Genomic DNA, 21,424 nt, shown 5'->3' on the forward strand with positions numbered 1-21,424 from the left:
GATTTTCTTAGATGTTCACTTTTCTAGATGTTTATACTTATCTTGATGTTTTCTAAACAGAACTTTTAAACGCTTTATTTTTTAGTAGATTGTTTAAAATTTCTTAGTTGATGGTTATTGTTGTTGATTTGAATAATTTGTAGCGAATATTTTGTAACAGGGCTACTAAGAATTTTTATAACAAGAAGTGATTTCAATCGTACTAATTTTCAGCGTTTGATGACAAAAGTGTATGTCCAAACTTAAATAATGGCGATAAAATTTAAGTCATGGGTACATTTAATGTTTTTTGATTCAAACTTCCATTTTGGTCAATTTGCTTTTTTTATAACATAGTTGAATATCAATAAAAGATTAGCAAGTTAGTTCAAAATGGCTATGTATTGTTTTTTGAAATACATAGGTTTGAAATCTATATTAATTATGCACCAAATAATTTAATTAGACTCTATCGAAAATTTCCAAATTTTGCTTACTATCTTTCTAATTTTACTTTTATATTGTGCACAATGCATAAAAACAAGCGTTTTCCTAGGAGTTTTCATTAATTTCTTTTATTTTTCACTATTACCTTTTCAAAAATATTCAACTATAATAGGTATACTATCCATGATTTTAAAAATTTCCATGTTTTACATTTAAATGATAGATTTCAATATATATTAGGCAGGAGAGAGAAATATGACATGCCAACTTAAAATACATCATACATTATCGACAATACCAAGTCGTAATATTAATAATATTATGGTGCTATTTTCACTTACAAGTAAACTCAATATTACGATTAATGGTGAAACCAAAGACGTAAGTAATTATATTATCTTAATTAACCATGGTGATATTTATAATATTAACCACGGCGAAAATATAATCGAATTAATGATACCCGTTTTTTATTTTTATCAACAAGATGATGATTTCTTTAATGGTTATTTAGATCGTCATTTATTACAATCAAGTAATTATATTAAGTCATTAATTGCCGATTTAATCAGTACACCAACAAGTTCTTCTTTAATGGGGAAAAATATAGGTCAAAGTATTATAGACACTTTACTTAAAGAAGCTTTTATAAGAATAGATCATGAATATTTACCAAATATTGCTTTAAGCAATCCGGTGTTTATAGACTGTGTAAACTATATTCATGACAATATTGATGCGCACTTGTCTTTAAAAGATATAGCGATGCATTGCAACATCTCTGAATCATATTGTTCTAATCTTTTTGTTCGATATTTGAGTATGAATTTTAAAGATTATTTTACAAGTATTAAACTTGTTAACGCCATCAATTTATTACTTTCTACAAAACATTCTATTACAACTGTTTCTGAATTGGCCGGTTTTAACAGTCATACAAATTTTGCAAATCAATTTAAGAATTACTTGCATTTTAGTCCTAAACAGTTCCGTTCACTCGTTTCCAAGATTACTGAACCACCACAAATACACTTCCAACAAGATAACGTATCACAATTCACTGAGTTAATTTCAACAATTGATTTAACAGCTCAACTGGCTACAAATACAACAGATATTCATATAGATGATTTTAATCCGAAAGATCGAAGTCAGCGTGCCAAAGTATTTGTTCGATTTAGTAATTTCAATGAACTATTTCAATTTATTTTCAATGAATATTACGATATTAACTTTGAGCACTTACCAAAACCTGTCGTTTTCATTGACGATATTCACGATATTGAGATTAGCCAAACGAATTACAACCTGTTAAATAGATGTTTTGAAAAGCTTTTCGAAAAAAATATAGGTTTAGCAATCGCTATTAAATCAACACAACAATTCGAAACGATGAAGCAATTAATACTAACATTTTTACAAGGTAATCAAGACTATAAGACAAGCAAGAAATTAGTTAAATTTATGCTCGTATTTTGCTCTAATTCTATGACAGCAGATGAAATTCATTTATGTCATCTTAAAATTAAAAACAAAAATAAAGAAATTAAATATAGTGTGACAGTCGATGGCTTTTTAGAAACTTATTCAACCGTGGAACAAGTTTATGATGTCATGCAGCGTCTTAAATTCCATTATTACTTTATTGATATTGAAAATTCAAAAACTGCAACACATCTTATCACTAAAAACCAACACTATCATCAAACTGACACTCATTTTGAACAGTATAAGAAATTCATTTTAGATTCAGGTATATCATCAACACAATTCGTATATAATAACCTGTCTGTAAGCGGATTTAAATATACTAATGATGGTAAGAATCCAATTCAATTATCTGACATAGTGTATCACTTAATCGCATTATTACGATATGGCGGTGGCATTAGCTATCAATTATTAGATGACCATTCAAATTATATTTCCTTGTACAACAAATATGGTAGCCCCCTACCATTAATGCATTTATATAAAATGTTTAGACCTTTTGTTAATGAAGACATTGAAATTACAAATAATTATGTATTGAGTCGTAAAGATAATAATTACCATTTCTTATTATTCAATAAAATTAATGACCGATATATGTCAGACGTAAAACAAGACTTCATTTTCCATAATGAATTACCTCAAGATTCTTTGATGATTATTAAAACTTTGAATCATGAACATGGTTCAATTCAACATTTGCTTCCAATAAGCGATCAACTTGTCTATATAGAAAAAGAAATTCTAGATGAATTAGACAAAACGAATTACCCTAAAACGGAGCTTGCAGTTCAAGAAGAAACTGGTCGTACATTTGAACTCAAGTTAAATCACGACGAGGTTAAATATATTTGCTTTAAACCAAGCTAAATACTAACAGTCCTCTTGTGTTTAGTTTCTTACGTTAAAGGCTATTTATATCATAAGGAGATGATATAGGATGAGTAACTCACAAGCAATTCAAGCAATTGAAAACGTGTTAGCAACGTCAAAAGTTGGTGTATTATCAACTGCATATAATAACAAACCTAATAGTAGATATATGGTCTTTTATAATGATGGTCTTACTTTATATACTAAAACGAATATCCATTCTGCTAAGGTCAAAGAAATTAAAGATAATCCAGCAGCATATGTTTTGTTAGGCTATAACGACACAACTAATCGTAGTTTCGTTGAGATGGAAGCGACAATCGAAATCGTTACAGAACAAGAAGTGATTGATTGGCTATGGGAAACACAAGACAAAAGCTTTTTCAGTTCAAAAGAAGACCCAGAGTTATGTGTTTTAAGAGTAGTTCCGCAATCCATTAAGCTAATGAATGATAAATCATTAGATACACCTATTAAAATTAATTTATAATATGTAAGTTTTTTAGTTTTAAAAATTAGCCAGCAATTGAACATGTTAGCTATAAATTTCAACAGTATCCTATTTATATATATTTCGCTTTTGATAGCGTTTAATACTTTTAACTATATTTTTATTATACAACAACATTTTAGACACATTTTATTCACATTTATTGTGATTAAGGTGTGTCTTTTTAAATTAATTTTATGTAATATAAATACTGCATTTGCAAACTGTTGTACTTTAAGATATAACAGAATTAACTACATTTAAGGAGATTGATGAACCGTGAAAAATAAAAAAGGTTTTGGTCTTGGTATTAGTTTAATTGCCATCATGTTGATTGTATGTATTGTACTAGTAATCATGATGATGACTGGTGGAAAGAAAGATACATATTATGGAATTATGAAAGACAATGCTACAATTGAAAAAATGATTAGTGAAAAAGATGAAAGCATTGAGAAGAACGTTAAATTACCTTCAGATGCAGACGTTTCAGTTAAAAAAGGTGATTTTGTAATTGTTTATAAATTAGCAGATTCTGATAAAATTGTTAAAGTAAAAAAAGTTGATCATGACGATGTACCACATGGTTTAATGATGAAAATTCATGACATGGGCAAAATGCACATGAAACACTAATTAAGCTTTAATTTTAAGTAATATATAAGATATTAAAAGCAGCAGTAAGATGTTTTCTAATTGAAAATTATCTTACTGCTGCTTTTTAAGAATTACTGTGTCAGTCTATTTTCGGTTCGCCTGCGCTTTGCGCATGCATAAAAGCCCCTAATAACTAAAGATCCCTTCGTTTCGGTTCGCCTGCGCTTTGCGCATGCATAAAAGCCCCTAACAACTAAAGATCCCTTCGTTTATTGTTCGCCTGCGCTTTGCGCATGCATAAAAGCCCCTAACAACTAAAGGCCCCTTTGTTTCGGTTCGCCTGCGCTTTGCGCATGCATAAAAGCCCCTAACAACCAGAGGTTGTAAGGGGCTTTAAATGTCAGATAGTATTTTTTAAATTGATTTTAAATATTCTTGACCTTTTGCTTTGTCATATACGTTTTCCCATTTAGCTATAACGATTGTTGATAATGCGTTACCAATAACGTTTACACATGTACGTACCATATCTAAGATACGGTCAACACCAATAATTAATGCTAAACCTTGTGCCGGTAAGCCCATGGCACCTAATGTTGTTAATAAAACAACAATTGAAGTTCCTGGTACTGCCGCCATACCTTTAGACGTAATCATTAATGTTAACATCAACACAATTTGCTCTGATAATGTTAAGTGCATTCCATACATCTGTGCAACGAATAATGCTGCAATAGATTGATAAAGTGCTGATCCGTCTAAGTTAAACGTATAACCAATTGGTATAACAAAAGAAGTAATTTCTTTTGGAGAACCGAAGTTTTCCATTTTCTTCATCATTACAGGAAGTACAGCTTCCGAACTTGATGTAGAAAATGCTAAAAGCAATTCACTTTTCAAGATTCTAATAATATTCATGATATTAATACCACACATCCATGCAACTAGTCCTAGTATAGCGAATACAAAGAACACCATTGCAAAGACAACAACTAATACTAATTTTAATAGTGGTAATAATGCGGATGCACCAAATGTAATAATTGTAGTACAAATGAATGCAAACACTCCAAGTGGTGCTAATTTTAAAATTTTATTAATCATCCAGAACACAGCTTCAAGCGATCCGCTTAAAAATTCTTTAACTGGTTCTGCTTTTTTACCTACTGCAGCTAATCCTAATCCAAAGAATACTGCGAAGAAGATAATAGGTAATAATTCACCCTTATTTAAAGCTTCAAAAAAGTTTGTCGGAATAATATGTACAATGGTATCAATAAAATGATTTCCATATGTAGATTGTTCTGCTGCATGTGCAGTTGATTGATATTTAGAAATATCACCTTTAGGTAATTTCGTTGGGTCTAATCCAGCACCTGGTTTAAATAGGTTACCGAAGATAATCCCTAAACCTATTGCGATTGTTGTAATAATTTCAAAGTATAAAATTGTTTTCCAGCCATAACGCCCTACAGTTTTCGATTCCCCAACGTTCGAAATAGAAAGCGCTAGTGAGCAAAATACAACTGGTATAACGATCATTTTAATTAAATTTAAAAATACGTCACCAAATGGTTTAATGTAATTTGCTACGTTTTCTTGTCCATATAATAAAAGTCCTACGACAACACCTAACACTAATGCAATAACAACTTGCATAGGTAGGCTAATTTTTCTCTTGAATAGAGCCATAGTACAAACTCCCCTTCATCTGACATCACTCAATTATATCAGAAAATTGATAATTATCTATAAAAAATTAAAATATTTATCTTTTATAGATGTCAAAAATCACTAATTTCCATACAAAAACTGTTTACCTCAAATAATTAAAATTGAAGGCACTAAACTGTTTCACCAGTTATACGTCACACTATTTTGATGGTTTATAATTTTGATTAAAATATTTATGCTTTGCAGTTTTCAAACTTTTCTTAGTCTCTGTATCAAAGCCTTCAACAAATAATCCTTTATTAGTACTGATTGGTTGCACAACATAAGTTACACCAGGTTCATCTTTAAACGTAACTTCCTTATAGAAGAGACCTTTTTTAGCACTATACTCTGTTTTTTCTGATTTAATTTTATCTTTTAGATTTTTCTCTTCCAAGTAACTGTCAATTAGTTGAATATTCTTATGGCCTTGATATGTTTTCAGACCAAAGAAAAATGCTACTGCAACAATTAATGAAATAAATAATATAATGATAACTTTAATCGCGTTTTTTTTCTTCTTCATTATGTAACTCCTTTTTGCTTATCTATTCAGTATGAACGAATCAATTTATTTAATAAAGAGTTTTTACCAGATTGTAACAAATTTTTTTATTCTCAATATTATTATAGAAATCGAATTACATACACGATGCTTTTAAAAAATTTAATAACAAATTTCATTTTACTATCTATCAAAATAATTGACTACTTTTAACAATTAAGGATGATACAATTACATTTTTTTCAATTTAAAAAATCAGTCATATCAGTCATTACCGATGAAAATACTAAGATATCGATATGTTTTGCATTATTTAACATTTAAATTCAATTATAGACAATTCAATAATTGCGATGAAATCAGTACTTGACAACTATTACACTTCATAATATTGTTTATTTTAACAAGGAGTGATTGGATGTATGTAGAAAACAGCTATCTTAGCAAACAGTTGTGTTTTTTATTTTATGTTTCTTCAAAAGAAATAATTAAAAAATACACAAACTATCTTAAGGAATATGATTTAACCTATACTGGTTACATTGTTTTAATGGCGATTGAAAATGATGAAAAACTTAACATCAAAAAATTAGGTGAACGTGTATTCTTAGATTCTGGAACACTGACACCATTACTAAAGAAATTAGAAAAGAAAGATTACGTTGTTCGAACACGTGAAGAGAAAGATGAAAGAAACCTACAAATTTCTCTAACAGAACAAGGTAAAGCAATAAAAAGCCCTCTTGCTGAAATTTCTGTTAAGGTCTTTAATGAATTCAACATTTCAGAACGAGAAGCATCAGATATAATTAATAATTTGCGGAATTTTGTTTCTAAAAATTTTGACTATTCCGACAGAAAGTAACTCCCTATCATAAGGTGATGGGCAGAAGTATGCATCGCTATGTTTATTCATTATCTTTATTGCTTGTATAAATCTCGATGCTCAGTTCTTTTGCCCTGATTCCTTATCAGGCACAATTCTACCCATTTATAACTTTTTTACCTCCCCTTTTACTTTATCTTTTTTAATACTACTCATATAATGGCTTTGTAATACAAATTTATATAATGGAAGTGATGATATTGAACTTCAATCAATTCGAGAATCAAAACTTTTTTAACGGTAATCCAAGTGACACATTTAAAGATTTAGGTAAACAAGTATTTAATTACTTTTCAACACCTTCATTTGTAACGAATATATATGAAACAGACGAATTATATTACTTAGAAGCTGAACTAGCAGGTGTAAATAAAGAAGATATTAGTATCGATTTCAATAATAATACGCTCACTATTCAAGCTACTAGAAGCGCAAAACACAAATCTGAACAACTCATTTTAGATGAGCGTAACTTCGAATCATTAATGCGTCAATTTGATTTTGAAGCTGTTGATAAGCAACATATTACTGCTAGTTTTGAAAATGGGTTATTAACTATTACCTTGCCTAAAATCAAACCAAGCAATGAAACTACTTCATCAACATCTATTCCAATTTCTTAAACCGTCTAGCATTTCATAAATTTCATACAGTACTAAAGCCTTAATGTCATGCTACGAATATTGCGCATGATATTAAGGCTTTGTATTTAACTAAATGAATGTCATGTATTACATATCAACCGTTTTTCAATGAGCCATATTCTTTTTGGTATAAATGACGCATGGTAAATAATGCAATACATCCAAATACCGCTAAGAAAATAAATGCTAAATGACTTGATCCTGTTAAATTAGCTACGTATGTGATTACTAGTGGTGGGAAGAATCCTCCTAAACCACCCATCATTGATACGATACCATTTGCGGATCCCGCTTCATTTGAGAAGTATGATGGTACTAATTTGAAGATTAAGCCGTTACCAATACCTGCACAAATACTTATTGTTAAACAACCTACAGTGAATAATGCGATATGGTCTGAAATACCTAAAATAATGGCACCGATAATCATAACAACAAAATCAATCATCAATACTTTAACTGCATTAAATTTATCACCTAAAATGCCACCTATTGGTCTTAAGAATGTTGCCAGCGCAATGAATACACCTGATCGAATACCAGCATCTACTTTGTCAATTCCAAAATGATTTACTAAGTAGTTAGGTAAGAAAATACCAAATGCTACAAAAGCACCAAAAGTAATGAAATACCAATAACTCAAGTAATATAATTTGTAGTTTTTAGATAATGTTTTCATTTGTGCCATTAATGGCACTTTAATTTTACGTTCTTGTGTATCACCAAATATAAACATAATTAATGCAAATAAAGCGATAATAATTAAGTAACTTCTAACAGTTGTTTGCCAACCAATAATACCCGCAATTGGCGGTGCTAAAAATGAAGAAACTGCTGTACCGATATTCCCCATACCATAAATACCATTTGCTAGACCTACTTTTTCTTTAGGGAAATATTTAGGAACTGATGTAACACCAACTGAGAAAATTGCACCACCTACACCAAGGAAAAACCCTGACGCCATTAACATACCCGGTGTTTGTGCTTGGCTTAAGAAAAATATCGGGAATAACAATACGATAAAACTAGTAAAGAATACCCATTTAGCGCCAACAATGTTTGTTAGATAACCAAATGGCACACGGAGCACCGATCCCAAAATAACTGGTATCGCTAAAATGATTGATATTTGACCTTCAGTAACATTGACATCTTGTTTAATAAAGGGCATTAATGGCGCAATTATACTCCAAGCCATAAACCCAACCACTAAACTTAATGTCTGTAATGTAAGTTGAAAGCCACCTTTTGTTTTGTACATACGTTTCACCTTCACCAAAATCATTTATTTTTTAATAGATATCAATACTCTGCCTATATATTAGAGGTCAATGTTATTTAAAAATGCTTTCATTTATATGAAAACATTCAATATAGACAAAGTATTGACTACATATATATTTTATTATGATTGTGAAAAAGTGAACATAAGGATTTTCCCTTATTTATGAAGTGATTTACCCTATACAATGTCCCTTTAAGATACTTTTAGACACTTATTCGCCATCATTTTAATCATATTATTTAGGAACACTCACATACTTTTCTTTAAATTTTTTCAATTAGTTACAGTTACTGCTTGAAAATCACGTTACGTTACCCTTTATGCTGACAACATAAGGAGGTTTATCATGTATAAAATCAATATTATTAGATCAGATTCCGTCTATAAGAATATACTCAAGGCACCATTAAACGATCGTGATTCAATTTTCACTAAAGAAATATTAGTACCTTTTAAAAAGAAATTTGAAGCACAACATATACCTATTTATAATGATGCCAAACAGACAATGAATGCAAATCATTTTTTAAATGCCTTTCAAATTCCACCCAAAGATTTACGCATGTCTGACCAAATATCAATACAATACCTGAATAATGATTTCTGGAGTAATTGCGAAAAATATTTAAAAGTTGCTATAGATCAATTTTCAAATTATAGTATCTCATCTCAAGTTTCTAATTATCATTTCACAGTATTACTTGGAGATAGCCAAAAACCACTTATGTATCTAAATAAAAATCGCGGTGGTGATGGTGGTATACCAGGTTATATTATGATTTATTTAGTGCCGAGTACAAGTACAATTAATTCTATGAAAAGCTTAATTGCACATGAAGTAAATCATAATATGCGCTATCAATATATTGAATGGGATGGCGGAAGTTTGATTGAATTGATTATTGCAGAAGGATTAGCTGAAAACTATGTAGAATCATTGTATGGTAAAGCGCATATTGGACCGTGGGTAACAAATACTAATTGGAGTCGTGATAACGTAAAAATTAAAAATACTATTTATAATCATTTACATTTAAGGCATATATTTGAATCGATGCCTTATCTCTATGGTGATGATATTAATAAACTTCAAGGTAGGCCTATCGTTGGCTTATCTCATGCTGCCAGGTATGCATGTGGCTATCACTTGGTGAAATACTTTTTACAAAAAACAAACATACCTATTGAAGTTGCCACAATACTTCCAGCACAAAAAATAATAAATGAGGTGACTGAATTTTGGCATACACATACACTTTAAAAGATATTATTGAAATTACAGGTGTAACTAAAAGAACTTTACATTATTACGATGAAATAGGATTATTAATTCCAGATAAAAATGATAAAAATTATCGCGTTTATAAACAGCAAGACTTAGAAAAATTACAAAAGATTTTAATACTCAAGTCTTTTGATTTTGATATCGCTAAAATAAAACAATATATTTCATATGATAATGAACAATTGCGAAAGTTATTATCAGAGCAAGTAAGCAAGTTAGATAAAAAGATTTCTGACTTACAATTAATTAGACTCTCTGTATGTGAATTTATTAAAGGACACTCTCTAATTGATACCAGCATTTTAAACAAGACACTACAGTCACAATATGATAAAGAAGCATCTATAAAATATGGTCATACGAAAGCATATCAATCATTTATTAGACGTAAAGACAGCTTACAATCACATGATATGAGACATAAATTGACAACTATCTTCAATAAATTTAATCATATGTCTTTGAGTCATTATCCAATCCAAGATTGTAGTGATCTCGTATTTGAGTGGAAGGCATTTATGAACACTATCGCTGATTTTGATGATGAAACATTATGTTGTATTGCCAAAACATATGAAGATGATACGCGTTTCAAAGATTACTTTAATTCATATGATAATCAAAATTTAGCATCATACATTTCAGAGGCTGTTAATTATTTTTTGAGCAATGTGAATAAAAGCGACAATTTTTAATCCTCATACAGATGCTACAACACTGAATACACCAACTAAAATACTTGTTCAAAGTAGAAAACTAATCATTTATTCTCTAAATCAATAACTATATTAAAAGTTATACCTTTGCAAAGCGAATTAGTATAGGTTACCGAAAGGAGAAGGATTAAGTTCCATTCGATTTATAAAAAAATATATTTCGAAACATACAAAAGCGCCAGAAGATAATCATTTCCTCTCGCGCTTTTATACTGAATTATATTAATTTCAAACTCTAAAACTCTAATAATTTCTTTTTCAATGCATATTCAACTAGCTCAGGTTTACTCTTTAAGCCAAGCTTTGTCATAATATGCGTCTTATGTGCTTCTACTGTTTTCACAGATACAAATAATTTCTCTGCAATTTCTTTATTCCCGTAACCTTTGGCAATAAGTGGCAATATTTCTAGTTCTCGTTTTGATAAGATTTTAAAAGGATCTGATGTGTTTGCAGTGTCCTGATTTGAATTAGATACAAATTCATTCACTAAAGATGTTGTAAGTTTCATATCTACATATGTTTCACCTTTATATACAGTTCGAATAGCTAACAATAATTGTTCATCAGGTGCATTTTTCAATATGTAACCTTTCGCACCATTACGCAACACATGGAACAAATACTCCTCATCATCAAACATTGTTAGTATTAGTATTTTAGTTTCAGGAAAACTGTCAGCAATTTTACTCGTAGCGATAAGACCTGACTCACCTGGTGGCATACTTAAATCCATTAGTAACACATCAGGTTTATATTCCATTACTTTTTGGTAAGCTTCGACGCCATCTGCAGCCGTTGCAACAACTTCCATATCATTTTGATAATTTAAAATCATAGAGAACCCCGTACGGACAACAGCGTGATCATCGGCAATGACTATTTTCAATTTTATTCCCCCAATGTATGTTTCAAATTGGAATGTTCAATGTAACATTGGTACCCTCACCAATTTTCGTTTCAATATTGACGCTACCGCTGACTAACTCAGCTCGCTCATTCATTCCATATAAACCGAGTCCAGAACCTTTAGGCTTAGAACTTGGATCAAAACCATTTCCCGCATCTATCACTTCTGCTACCAAATGGCGCCCAGTTTGACGGATACCTACATTTATTTCATTTACATCAGCGTATTTCAACGCATTTAGAATAGCTTCTTGCACTACTCGATAAACAACCGTTTCAATATCACTATCAAAGCGGGTATTTTTAATATTTGATGTATATATGATTTTTATTCCATAATTTTCTTCAAACTGTTTAAAATATGATTTAAAAGCTGCTTCAAGGCCTAGATCATCCAAAGAAGCGGGTCTTAATTCAACCGACATATTACGTATATCATCAATTAATTTAGCGACAATATATTCAATATTTTCTGCGTCTTCCAAAAGCTTAGTTGTATCTTCTTGATATTTTAATAATCTCAATTGAACATCTACATTGAGCATTTCTTGAATCACACTATCATGTAACTCTCTTGAAATTCGCTTTCTTTCATTTTCTTGGGCTGAGATTGTTTTACGCATCATACGTTGTTGATGTAATTTCTCTTGCTGTTCAATTTGTGATGAAACATTTTGAAGCGTAAATGCATGAATTCCCCTGTCTTGATCAATCAACTGATATGTTGCTGTAAATGGCATCACTTTTTGATCTTTCGTCTTCATAAATACTTGGAAATTCGTAGCTTGTACTTGCATCGATTCTAAGAAACAGTCTTTACATGATTGTACATCATAGGCATTTGTATACCCTTCACATCTGTGACAAATCGCATTCGCTACAGCACTGTAATTATCTTCTTCAGATAATATATCTTTAGCAGCATCATTCATTGCAATAATTTTACCGTTATCATCAGCAAAAACTATCTTTTCGATTGAATGCTCATAATATTTTTTCAATAAAGTATCTAACTGTATACTGTCCTCATTAATCATGACTTACACCCTAATTCATCTCATTATTTATCATCATTGAAAATACCAAACTTACGTTGAATATCATCATTATCAAATATTTTTGGTAAAGGACGACCATCTCTTTGACCAAATAATAGTACACCATACACTTGATTCTTATACCAAAGCGGCACTGCTAAAACTGCTGTTAATGATTCGCTCAATAAAATTGGATAGTCAATCTTTTCTTCAGGCCCTAAAGCTAAACCAACATTGGCTATTACCATACGCTTTCCTGTTTTCATAACAGTTCCAGCTAATCCACGACCTTTTCTTAGAATAATCAATTTAAATCGATTATTTTTATTACCTGAAACATAGTGCCATTTTATTGGAGATGATGGTTTGTTAGATTCATAGAAAGCGATTGCCGCAAAATCATAACCCTCTTCTTTGCGTATTTTATCTAATGTCTCTTGAAATCTACGATCTTCAATTATTGCTTCTGGTGTCAAATCCTTTCACCTCTTATGCTTACACTTTATTCTTACGGTAAATAATATATCTGCGATTTATATATGTCAAAGGTACACTCCAAACATGCACCAAACGTGTAAATGGCCAACAAGCCATAATAGTGAAACCTAACAATATATGCATTTTAAATGCAATCGGTACACCACTCATCAATGACGCATCTGGTTTTAACATAAATAATTGTCTAAACCAAATTGATAATGAAGTTCTGTAGTTAAAATCTGGATGTTGTATATTTGTTACTAATGTTGCATAACATCCCATAAATACGATAAGTAATAATAAGAAATTTACAAATATATCCGACGCTGAACTTAATCTTCGAATACTTTTCGTAGTAACACGTCTCGCTGTTAATAAAAACATCCCTACCAAAGTTATTATACCAAAGATGCTACCAATATAAACAGCGCCTATATGATATAAATGCTCAGACACACCCACTGCATCCATCCATGATTTCGGTATTAACAATCCAACTACGTGTCCAAAAAACACTGGAATAATACCTAAGTGAAATAATAAACTTCCCCACATCAACCTTTTTCTTTCTATTAGTTCACTAGATTTAGCTGTCCAAGAAAATTTATCATAACGATAACGTGCAATATGACCTGCGACAAAGACAACTAAACATAAATACGGAAATATAACCCATAAAAACTGATTAAGCATGATGTTTCACTCCTTTTGGTGATGTCAAACATAATTTCAATGTTTTTCTAAGTGCTTGAATCACATAGGCATATGGATTGTTATCTTCACCAAGTGCATTCGCCATCACATATGTTCCATCCTCAATAATCATAATGATTAATTGAATATTCTCTTCAGCTCTTGGATCATTTCGCCATTCTGCCACTTGCAAAAATTGAAGCATCAACGGTAGATAATCAGAAAGTTCATTATCTACCATTTCTAGTCCAAACATTTCATATAATACCTTTAATTTAGCTAACATTTGCCCACGTTCTTTTTGCGTATCAAATTTGTTATACGTCATATATAATGGTGCTTTTTTCGTAAAATCAAATGTATCTGTATAAATCGCTTTGATTTCTGATAATGAAAATGTCATCATTACATTTCTAAATGCTACTAAATCTTCATATGCTGGATGATCTTTCGAAATTGTTTCTTCAAAAGTTTTTGGATGAAAAGTTAATTTTTCTGGAAAACATAACTGTTGTGCCATATATCCAAAACTTTCTTGATATTTTTTAAAATTATCGAAATTAATCACGGAAAATCCCTCCATAGAAATTCTCATTATAAATTTCTTGACCAGTTTTTCCTGAACCTACTGCAACGCCACAGCCTTCACAGTTATCTCCAAAATGCTCGCCACCGTAATTGTATCCTGTACTACCTTGTGCGTGATACGTATCTAAATAGGTTTCTTTGTGTGATGTTGGAATAACAAATCGATCTTCATATTTGGCTAGTCCTAATAAACGATACATGTCTTTAGTTTGGCGCTCCGTTATACCTAATCGCTCTAATCGAGACGTGTCAAATGGCTGTTGAGTAACTTGAGATCTCATATAACTTCTCATCATTGCCATACGTTGTAGGGCTCCTTTTACTGGTTCTGTATCTCCTGCAGTGAAAATATTAGCTAAGTATTCAATTGGTAAACGCATTTCTTCAATGGCTGGGAAAATCGCATCTGGATTTTGAGTTGTATTTTTACCTTCAAAATAGCTCATAATTGGGCTAAGTGGTGGGCAATACCAAACCATCGGCATCGTTCTAAATTCAGGATGTAACGGAAATGCAAGTTTATATTCAATTGCTAACTTATAAATTGGAGAGTTTTGTGCAGCTTCAATCCAATCGTAACCAATACCATCTTTTTCAGCTTGAGCAATGACTTCTTCGTCAAATGGATTTAAGAATATATCTAATTGTTTTTCGTATAAATCTTTCTCGTCTACTGCTGAAGCTGCTTCATGAACTCGATCTGCATCATATAATAAAACACCTAAGTAACGCATACGTCCTGTACAAGTTTCAGAGCATACCGTAGGCATACCTGCCTCGATTCTCGGGAAACAGAATGTACACTTTTCAGCTTTGTTCGTTTTCCAATTGAAGTAAACTTTCTTATATGGACAACCTGTCATACAGTAACGCCATCCACGACATGCGTCTTGGTCAACTAATACAATGCCATCTTCATCACGTTTATACATAGCACCTGAAGGACACGATGCAACGCAACTTGGATTCAAGCAATGTTCACATAAACGTGGTAAATACATCATAAAAGTTTCGTCAAATTGGAATTTAATATCTTCTTCTATTTTTTGGATGTTAGGATCTTTTGGACCTGTAACATGGCCACCTGCTAAGTCATCTTCCCAGTTAGGTCCCCATTCAATTTCAATGTTATCCCCTGTAATTTCTGAATACGCTCTAGCAACTGGCGAATGCTTCCCTGATTTCGCAGTTGTTAAATGTTCATAATTATAGTTCCATGGCTCATAATAATCTTTAATTAATGGCATATCTGGGTTATAAAAAATTTTACCTAAAGCAATTTTTGAAATTCTACTTCCAGATTTTAATTCAAGTTTCCCTTTACGATTTAGTACCCAACCACCTTTGTAGTGTTCTTGGTCTTCCCAACGTTTCGGATACCCTACACCTGGCTTCGTTTCTACGTTGTTGAACCACATGTACTCAGCACCTGGACGATTTGTCCAAGTGTTTTTACATGTCACACTACACGTATGGCATCCTATGCATTTATCTAAATTTAATACCATCGCAACTTGCGCTTTAATCTTCAAGCCAATTAACCTCCTTCATCTTTCTAACTGCTACATATAAATCCCTTTGGTTCCCAATTGGTCCATAATAATTAAAGTGATAACTAATTTGTGCGTATCCTCCGACTAGTTGTGTTGGTTTCAAATGGATTCTAGTCGGTGCGTTGTGTGAACCACCACGTGTATCTGTAATTTCTGACCCAGGCGTTTGAATATGTTTATCTTGTGCATGATACATAAACATTGTACCTTTAGGCATACGATGCGAAATAACTGCTCTTGCCGTTACAACACCATTACGGTTATACACTTCTAGCCAATCATTATCTTGGATATCGTGTTTTTCAGCATCTTCATTTGATATCCAAACCGTTGGACCACCTCTAAATAGTGTCAACATATGCTTATTATCTTGATACATTGAGTGTATATTCCATTTACCATGTGGCGTTAAGTATCTGAGTACTAACGCATCTGTACCACCTTTAATTTTCTTATCTCTATTCCCAAATACCATTGGCGGCAATGTCGGTTTATATACTGGTAAGCTCTCCCCAAATTGTTGGAAAACTTCGTGATCCACATAATAACTTTGACGTCCTGTTAATGTTCTAAAAGGTACTAGACGTTCTATATTCGTTGTAAATGGTGAATATCGTCGACCTTCTTTATTTGAACCTGGAAATACTGCTGTCGGTATTACTTCTCGTGGTTGTGAAGTTATATTTAAAAACGAAATTTTCTCAGCAGCGCGTTCGCTAGAAATATCTTTTAACGGCATTCCAGTTTGTTCTTCGAGATCTTCATAAGATTTTTGTGATAATTTACCATTCGTAGCAGATGAAATACTTAGTATTGCATCAGCTACATTACGTGCTGTATCAATACGTGGACGATTCGCTCTCACAGAATCATCATTTGTATCACTCCACGTACCTAACATACTTTTTAATTCTTCATATTGTTCACTGACACCGAAACTTACACCATGTGCTCCAACTTTCCCTTTTTCAAGTACAGGACCAAGCGTGACATATTTGTCGTAAATTTTAGTGTAGTCGCGTTCTACAATTGCAAAGTTAGGCATTGTACGTCCAGGTACCGCTTCAATTTCACCCTTCGACCAATCTTTCACTACGCCGTATGGTGTTGAAATTTCTTGCTTAGTATCATGACTAAGTGGCGTTGTCACAACATCTTTAAACGTTCCAGGTAAATAGTCTTTTGCCATTTCTGAAAATGCTTTTGCCAACGTTTTATAAATATCCCAGTCTGAACGCGATTCCCATAATGGATCAATAGCTGGATTAAAAGGATGTACATATGGATGCATATCTGTAGATGACAAATCATGCTTCTCATACCAAGTCGCTGCTGGCAATACAATGTCAGAATATAAAGGTGTTGCTGTCATTCTGAAATCTAAAGAAACGACTAAATCTAATTTCCCTGTTGTTTCCTCACGCCACGTGATTTCTTCTGGCTTTTCATCTTCATTTGGTGTAGCTAATAACCCTGATTTTGTGCCAAGTAAATGCTTCATAAAGTATTCTTGACCTTTTGCAGAACTTGAGATTAGATTTGAGCGCCATATAAACAGTGATTTCGGATGATTCTTTTTCAAATCCGGATCTTCTATCGCAAATTGCGTTTGTTTTGACTTAACTTCATCTATCGCGCGTTTTAAAATTGCCTCATTCGACTCAATGCCTTCATCTTTAGCTTCTTCTGCAAACAACAAACTATTTTTATTAAATTGTGGATATGATGGTAACCAACCAAGTCTAGCTGCTAAAACATTATAATCAGCTGGATGTTGATGCTTTAACTCTTCTGTTTTAGCTAATGGAGATTTTAAACGATCTACATTTGACTCTTCATATTTCCATTGGTCTGTCGCAAAATAGAACCAACTTGTTCCGTTTTGCAAACGTGGTGGTCCTTGCCAGTCTTTCGCAAATGCGACAGTACTCCATCCTTCAATCGGGCGACATTTTTCTTGTCCCACATAGTGAGCCCAACCGCCACCATTCACACCTTGACAGCCACATAACATAACTAAGTTTAAGATTGAACGATAAATCGTATCTGAGTTAAACCAATGGTTAATACCCGCACCCATGATAATCATTGAACGCCCTTCAGTATCGATAGCGTTTTGCGCAAATTCTTTAGCTACTTGAATGACAACACTTTGTTTTACGCCTGAAATGGCTTCTTGCCAAGCAGGTGTATATTTTGATTCTGCATCGTCGTATCCTTTTGATTCTAATTTATGATCAAAACGACGCACGCCATATTGACTTGCCATTAAGTCAAAAATTGTAGCAATACGGACTTTGTCACCATTTGCTAAAGTGACTTGTCGAGTTGGAATTGGACGATTGAATATCCCATCTCCATCACTATCAAAGTATGGGAATTGAATCGTTTCTAATTCGTATCCACCTTCTGTCATTGATAATGTAGGATTAATTTTAGAACCATCTTCTGTTTCTAGTTTTAAGTTCCACTTCTTACCTTCTTCCCAACGTTGACCCATTGTGCCATTAGGTACTACTAAACTATCGCTAATTGCATCATGAATAACTGGCTTCCATTCGCCTTGCTCTGTTGTTTGACCTAAGTCACTCGCTCTTAAAAATCGACCCGCTTTATATCCATTTTCATCTTCATCCAGCATGATAAGAAACGGCATATCTGTATATTGTTTGGCGTAATTTATAAAGCGTTCATTAGGTTGATTAACATAATGTTCTTGTAAAATAACATGCGTCATTGCTTGTGCAATTGCAGCATCTGAACCAGGATTCGGTGCTAGCCAGTTATCTGCAAATTTCACATTTTCTGCGTAATCTGGTGCTACTGAAATGACTTTTGTACCTTTATAGCGGACTTCTGTCATAAAATGTGCATCCGGAGTACGTGTTAAAGGTACATTAGAGCCCCACATAATAATGTATGATGCGTTATACCAGTCACTTGATTCAGGCACATCTGTTTGCTCTCCCCAAATTTGTGGAGAGGCAGGTGGTAAATCTGCATACCAGTCATAAAAACTAAGCATTTCACCACCAAGCAAATTGATGAATCGAGCACCTGCTGCATAACTAATCATTGACATCGCTGGAATAGGTGTAAATCCTGCGATTCGATCTGGACCATATTTTTTTATTGTATACAGTAATTGTGCTGCGATTATCTCTGTCACGTCTTTCCAATTTGAACGCACGTGCCCTCCCATACCTCGGGCTTGCTTATATTGTTTGGCTTTGTCTTCATTTTCAACAATAGACGCCCATGCAGCAACGCGATTACCATTGTTTTCTTCTAATGCTTCAGTCCATAAATCCCAGAGTTTTCCACGAATATATGGATATTTGATTCGAAGTGGACTGTATTCATACCAAGAGAATGACGCACCTCGTGGACATCCTCTCGGTTCATATTCAGGCATATCCGGACCACAACTTGGATAGTCAGTTTGTTGATTTTCCCACGTAATAACACCATTTTTCACAAATACTTTCCAAGAACATGAGCCTGTACAGTTAACACCATGTGTTGTTCTTACTTCTTTATCGTGGCTCCAACGTTCTCTGTACATTTTTTCCCATTCTCTACTTTTACTTTCTAGGATCGACCAATTCCCATTAAATTTTTCTGTTGGTTTAAAGAAATTCAATCCAAATTTTCCCATATTTATATCCTCCTACGTATAAAAATACGATGTATAGATGTCGTGTTTTTAAATACTTTAAAATGCCCAAGACTATTGCTTTAATTAGATTGTACATTTTTTCACAAACGTAAAATATTAGGGAATCACCTAATTACTTAAGGAATTTCCCTATCAATAACGGGATTTCATTGAAATAATACACAATCATGTATGGTCATGCTTATTGCCAATCTAAATCGTTCAAATTTGGCACAACGACAAATAAGGCTTCAACACGAATATATTCTCTCGGTTGAAACCTTACTTATTCATTTATTTTTTATAAATTAGTGACATAACACTGTATTAGCATCTGCACGATCGGTTGAAATATATGTTACATTTTCTTGCTGCTTAATAAATGCATCATAGTAATCATATTGCGACGAATGATATGTGCCATTCGATGTATCATTTGGGTTTAGCAAACAGCCATAACCTTCGTCATATAAATGTTCACAGAGCATAAGGGCGTCATGTTTAGAACCACTTACTACATAAAATTGCTTCGCAGGATCATATGATTTAGGAGTGTTTTCAGTATAACCAACAACTTCCCCAATAATACATATCCCTGGTTTCGCCTCAATTGAATAGTCTTGCAATTTTGAAATAATATTACTTAAACGCCCCTTAACAACAAACTCGTTAAAACACGATGCTTGAAAGACAATCGCTATCGGGTAATCAATATCTGTGTATTGTTGTATCTGTGTGATAATTTTCCCTAAACGTTTTACCCCCATATAAATTGCTAACGTGCCACCATTCACTAAGGAATTGACATCCACTTCATTTTCTTCTGAATCTTTAAAGTGACCTGTAGAAAATGTCACACTTTTAGCAACAGCACGCATCGTTAATCCTGTTTGCATAGTAGCAACTGCTGCACTCGCTGATGTCACCCCTGGTACAATTTCAAACGCAATATGATATTCATTTAGTGTGTCGACTTCTTCTTGCACACGACCAAATATCGCTGGATCGCCACCTTTAAGTCTAACAACCTTGTTATATCGACGCGCTGCTTCCACGATACAGTCATTTATTTTTTCTTGCTGAATATGTTTTGCATACGGCTTTTTACCAACATCGATAATTTCAGTAGTCAAATTCGCATATTGTAAAATCAACGGATTCACTAATCGATCATATAGAATGACATCCGCTTCACGTATTAAACGCTCAGCCTTTTTAGTCAAATAATTCGGATTACCTGGGCCCGCACCTATCAAGTAAACCTTGCCATATTCATCTACAGACATATATATACGTTCCCGTCTGTAACTTCTACCTCATAAACATCTACACAACCTTCATCAGGTTCTTGAACAATACCTGTATTTAAATCAATTTTTTGATCGTGGAGCGGGCAAAATACATATTCTCCACTCACTGTCCCTTCAGACAATGGTCCTTGTTTGTGTGGACAGATATTGTGAATCGCATAAATTTTGCCACTTTCTGTTAAAAACAATCCTACCTCTTTGCCTTTGACAATAACCTTTTTTCCAATTAGGGGTGTTAATTCATCTATAGTTGTCACTTTAATTTTTTCTTTTGTTTCCATG

The 21,424-nt window shown here is 32.8% G+C and carries 19 protein-coding genes; 7 read left to right on the forward strand and 12 right to left on the reverse strand.

Annotation, left to right across the window (positions count from 1 at the left end; translation table 11 throughout):
- Positions 1-681 precede the first annotated feature (681 nt).
- The 3 genes from rsp to IDG45_RS00815 all read left to right on the forward strand — a co-directional run bounded on the left by rsp (position 682) and on the right by IDG45_RS00815 (position 3,916).
- Positions 682-2,787: an AraC family transcriptional regulator Rsp gene (rsp, locus tag IDG45_RS00805; protein WP_000128357.1), complete on the forward strand. Its 2,106-nt coding sequence runs from the start codon at positions 682-684 to the stop codon at positions 2,785-2,787.
- Positions 2,788-2,857: 70 nt separating this feature from the next.
- Positions 2,858-3,280: a pyridoxamine 5'-phosphate oxidase family protein gene (locus tag IDG45_RS00810; protein ID WP_000071902.1), complete on the forward strand. Its 423-nt coding sequence runs from the start codon at positions 2,858-2,860 to the stop codon at positions 3,278-3,280.
- A 279-nt stretch (positions 3,281-3,559) separates the two neighbouring features.
- A complete protein-coding gene (locus IDG45_RS00815) occupies positions 3,560-3,916 on the forward strand; it encodes a DUF4889 domain-containing protein (RefSeq protein ID WP_000791210.1) in 357 nt (118 codons plus the stop codon).
- 375 nt (positions 3,917-4,291) lie between these two features.
- Here the strand turns inward: IDG45_RS00815 and IDG45_RS00820 are convergent, their stop codons facing one another.
- Both IDG45_RS00820 and IDG45_RS00825 read right to left on the reverse strand, forming a co-directional pair.
- Positions 4,292-5,569, reverse strand: a complete 1,278-nt coding sequence (locus IDG45_RS00820; protein ID WP_001173165.1) for a cation:dicarboxylate symporter family transporter — start codon at positions 5,567-5,569, stop codon at positions 4,292-4,294.
- A 181-nt stretch (positions 5,570-5,750) separates the two neighbouring features.
- Positions 5,751-6,116 (reverse strand): DUF3139 domain-containing protein, encoded by a 366-nt coding sequence (locus IDG45_RS00825; RefSeq protein WP_000727537.1) that lies wholly within the window; start codon positions 6,114-6,116, stop codon positions 5,751-5,753.
- A gap of 397 nt (positions 6,117-6,513) precedes the next feature.
- Between IDG45_RS00825 and IDG45_RS00830 the strand changes: the two genes are divergently transcribed.
- On the forward strand, positions 6,514-6,960 hold the full coding sequence (locus tag IDG45_RS00830; protein WP_000289215.1) for a MarR family winged helix-turn-helix transcriptional regulator: 447 nt from the start codon (positions 6,514-6,516) through the stop codon (positions 6,958-6,960).
- A gap of 215 nt (positions 6,961-7,175) precedes the next feature.
- Complete coding sequence (locus IDG45_RS00835; protein WP_014532690.1) at positions 7,176-7,604, forward strand: Hsp20/alpha crystallin family protein; 429 nt, start codon at positions 7,176-7,178, stop codon at positions 7,602-7,604.
- 115 nt (positions 7,605-7,719) lie between these two features.
- On the opposite strand, the gene IDG45_RS00840 is transcribed toward IDG45_RS00835, so the two are convergent.
- Positions 7,720-8,889 (reverse strand): nitrate/nitrite transporter, encoded by a 1,170-nt coding sequence (locus IDG45_RS00840; protein ID WP_000278559.1) that lies wholly within the window; start codon positions 8,887-8,889, stop codon positions 7,720-7,722.
- Positions 8,890-9,259: 370 nt separating this feature from the next.
- Here IDG45_RS00840 and IDG45_RS00845 point away from each other — a divergent pair, with 370 nt between their 5' ends.
- Together IDG45_RS00845 and IDG45_RS00850 are read left to right on the forward strand one after the other, a co-directional pair.
- Complete coding sequence (locus IDG45_RS00845) at positions 9,260-10,174, forward strand: DUF2268 domain-containing putative Zn-dependent protease (protein WP_000276765.1); 915 nt, start codon at positions 9,260-9,262, stop codon at positions 10,172-10,174.
- A complete protein-coding gene (locus tag IDG45_RS00850; RefSeq protein ID WP_000332059.1) occupies positions 10,153-10,893 on the forward strand; it encodes a MerR family transcriptional regulator in 741 nt (246 codons plus the stop codon). The genes IDG45_RS00845 and IDG45_RS00850 overlap by 22 nt, the downstream gene beginning before the upstream one ends.
- A gap of 256 nt (positions 10,894-11,149) precedes the next feature.
- Here the strand turns inward: IDG45_RS00850 and nreC are convergent, their stop codons facing one another.
- The 9 genes from nreC to nirD all read right to left on the reverse strand — a co-directional run bounded on the left by nreC (position 11,150) and on the right by nirD (position 21,423).
- Positions 11,150-11,803, reverse strand: a complete 654-nt coding sequence (nreC, locus tag IDG45_RS00855) for a nitrate respiration regulation response regulator NreC (RefSeq protein WP_000706314.1) — start codon at positions 11,801-11,803, stop codon at positions 11,150-11,152.
- 22 nt (positions 11,804-11,825) lie between these two features.
- A complete protein-coding gene (gene nreB, locus IDG45_RS00860) occupies positions 11,826-12,860 on the reverse strand; it encodes a nitrate respiration regulation sensor histidine kinase NreB (RefSeq protein WP_000606546.1) in 1,035 nt (344 codons plus the stop codon).
- Between the two features lie 23 nt (positions 12,861-12,883).
- Positions 12,884-13,336 (reverse strand): nitrate respiration regulation accessory nitrate sensor NreA, encoded by a 453-nt coding sequence (nreA, locus tag IDG45_RS00865; protein ID WP_000186933.1) that lies wholly within the window; start codon positions 13,334-13,336, stop codon positions 12,884-12,886.
- A gap of 19 nt (positions 13,337-13,355) precedes the next feature.
- Positions 13,356-14,033 carry a respiratory nitrate reductase subunit gamma gene (gene narI / locus IDG45_RS00870; RefSeq protein ID WP_000934156.1) on the reverse strand — a complete coding sequence of 226 codons (678 nt, stop codon included), beginning with the start codon at positions 14,031-14,033 and terminating at the stop codon, positions 13,356-13,358.
- Positions 14,026-14,601, reverse strand: coding sequence for a nitrate reductase molybdenum cofactor assembly chaperone (narJ, locus tag IDG45_RS00875; protein WP_000606768.1), 576 nt, complete (start codon positions 14,599-14,601; stop codon positions 14,026-14,028). The genes narI and narJ overlap by 8 nt, the downstream gene beginning before the upstream one ends.
- Positions 14,594-16,153, reverse strand: coding sequence for a nitrate reductase subunit beta (gene narH / locus IDG45_RS00880; RefSeq protein ID WP_000692645.1), 1,560 nt, complete (start codon positions 16,151-16,153; stop codon positions 14,594-14,596). Before narH ends, narJ begins: the two co-directional genes overlap by 8 nt.
- Positions 16,143-19,832, reverse strand: coding sequence for a nitrate reductase subunit alpha (locus IDG45_RS00885; protein WP_000514393.1), 3,690 nt, complete (start codon positions 19,830-19,832; stop codon positions 16,143-16,145). The genes narH and IDG45_RS00885 overlap by 11 nt, the downstream gene beginning before the upstream one ends.
- Before the next feature lie 308 nt (positions 19,833-20,140).
- A complete protein-coding gene (gene cobA, locus IDG45_RS00890) occupies positions 20,141-21,118 on the reverse strand; it encodes a uroporphyrinogen-III C-methyltransferase (RefSeq protein WP_000109714.1) in 978 nt (325 codons plus the stop codon).
- Positions 21,109-21,423, reverse strand: coding sequence for a nitrite reductase small subunit NirD (gene nirD, locus IDG45_RS00895; protein WP_031927718.1), 315 nt, complete (start codon positions 21,421-21,423; stop codon positions 21,109-21,111). Before nirD ends, cobA begins: the two co-directional genes overlap by 10 nt.
- Between the last annotated feature and the right edge of the window lies 1 nt (position 21,424).

Source organism: Staphylococcus sp. EG-SA-10 (assembly GCF_017151945.1).
Classification (GTDB): Bacteria; Bacillota; Bacilli; order Staphylococcales; family Staphylococcaceae; genus Staphylococcus; species Staphylococcus aureus.

Coding starts and splice junctions, on each gene's coding strand:
- rsp (WP_000128357.1), top strand. CDS start 682: ATGACATGCCAACTTAAAATACATCATACATTATCGACAATACCAAGT.
- IDG45_RS00810 (WP_000071902.1), top strand. CDS start 2,858: ATGAGTAACTCACAAGCAATTCAAGCAATTGAAAACGTGTTAGCAACG.
- IDG45_RS00820 (WP_001173165.1), bottom strand. CDS start 5,569: ATGGCTCTATTCAAGAGAAAAATTAGCCTACCTATGCAAGTTGTTATT.
- IDG45_RS00825 (WP_000727537.1), bottom strand. CDS start 6,116: ATGAAGAAGAAAAAAAACGCGATTAAAGTTATCATTATATTATTTATT.
- IDG45_RS00830 (WP_000289215.1), top strand. CDS start 6,514: ATGTATGTAGAAAACAGCTATCTTAGCAAACAGTTGTGTTTTTTATTT.
- IDG45_RS00835 (WP_014532690.1), top strand. CDS start 7,176: ATGATATTGAACTTCAATCAATTCGAGAATCAAAACTTTTTTAACGGT.
- IDG45_RS00840 (WP_000278559.1), bottom strand. CDS start 8,889: ATGTACAAAACAAAAGGTGGCTTTCAACTTACATTACAGACATTAAGT.
- IDG45_RS00845 (WP_000276765.1), top strand. CDS start 9,260: ATGTATAAAATCAATATTATTAGATCAGATTCCGTCTATAAGAATATA.
- nreB (WP_000606546.1), bottom strand. CDS start 12,860: ATGATTAATGAGGACAGTATACAGTTAGATACTTTATTGAAAAAATAT.
- narI (WP_000934156.1), bottom strand. CDS start 14,033: ATGCTTAATCAGTTTTTATGGGTTATATTTCCGTATTTATGTTTAGTT.
- IDG45_RS00885 (WP_000514393.1), bottom strand. CDS start 19,832: ATGGGAAAATTTGGATTGAATTTCTTTAAACCAACAGAAAAATTTAAT.
- cobA (WP_000109714.1), bottom strand. CDS start 21,118: ATGTCTGTAGATGAATATGGCAAGGTTTACTTGATAGGTGCGGGCCCA.
- nirD (WP_031927718.1), bottom strand. CDS start 21,423: ATGGAAACAAAAGAAAAAATTAAAGTGACAACTATAGATGAATTAACA.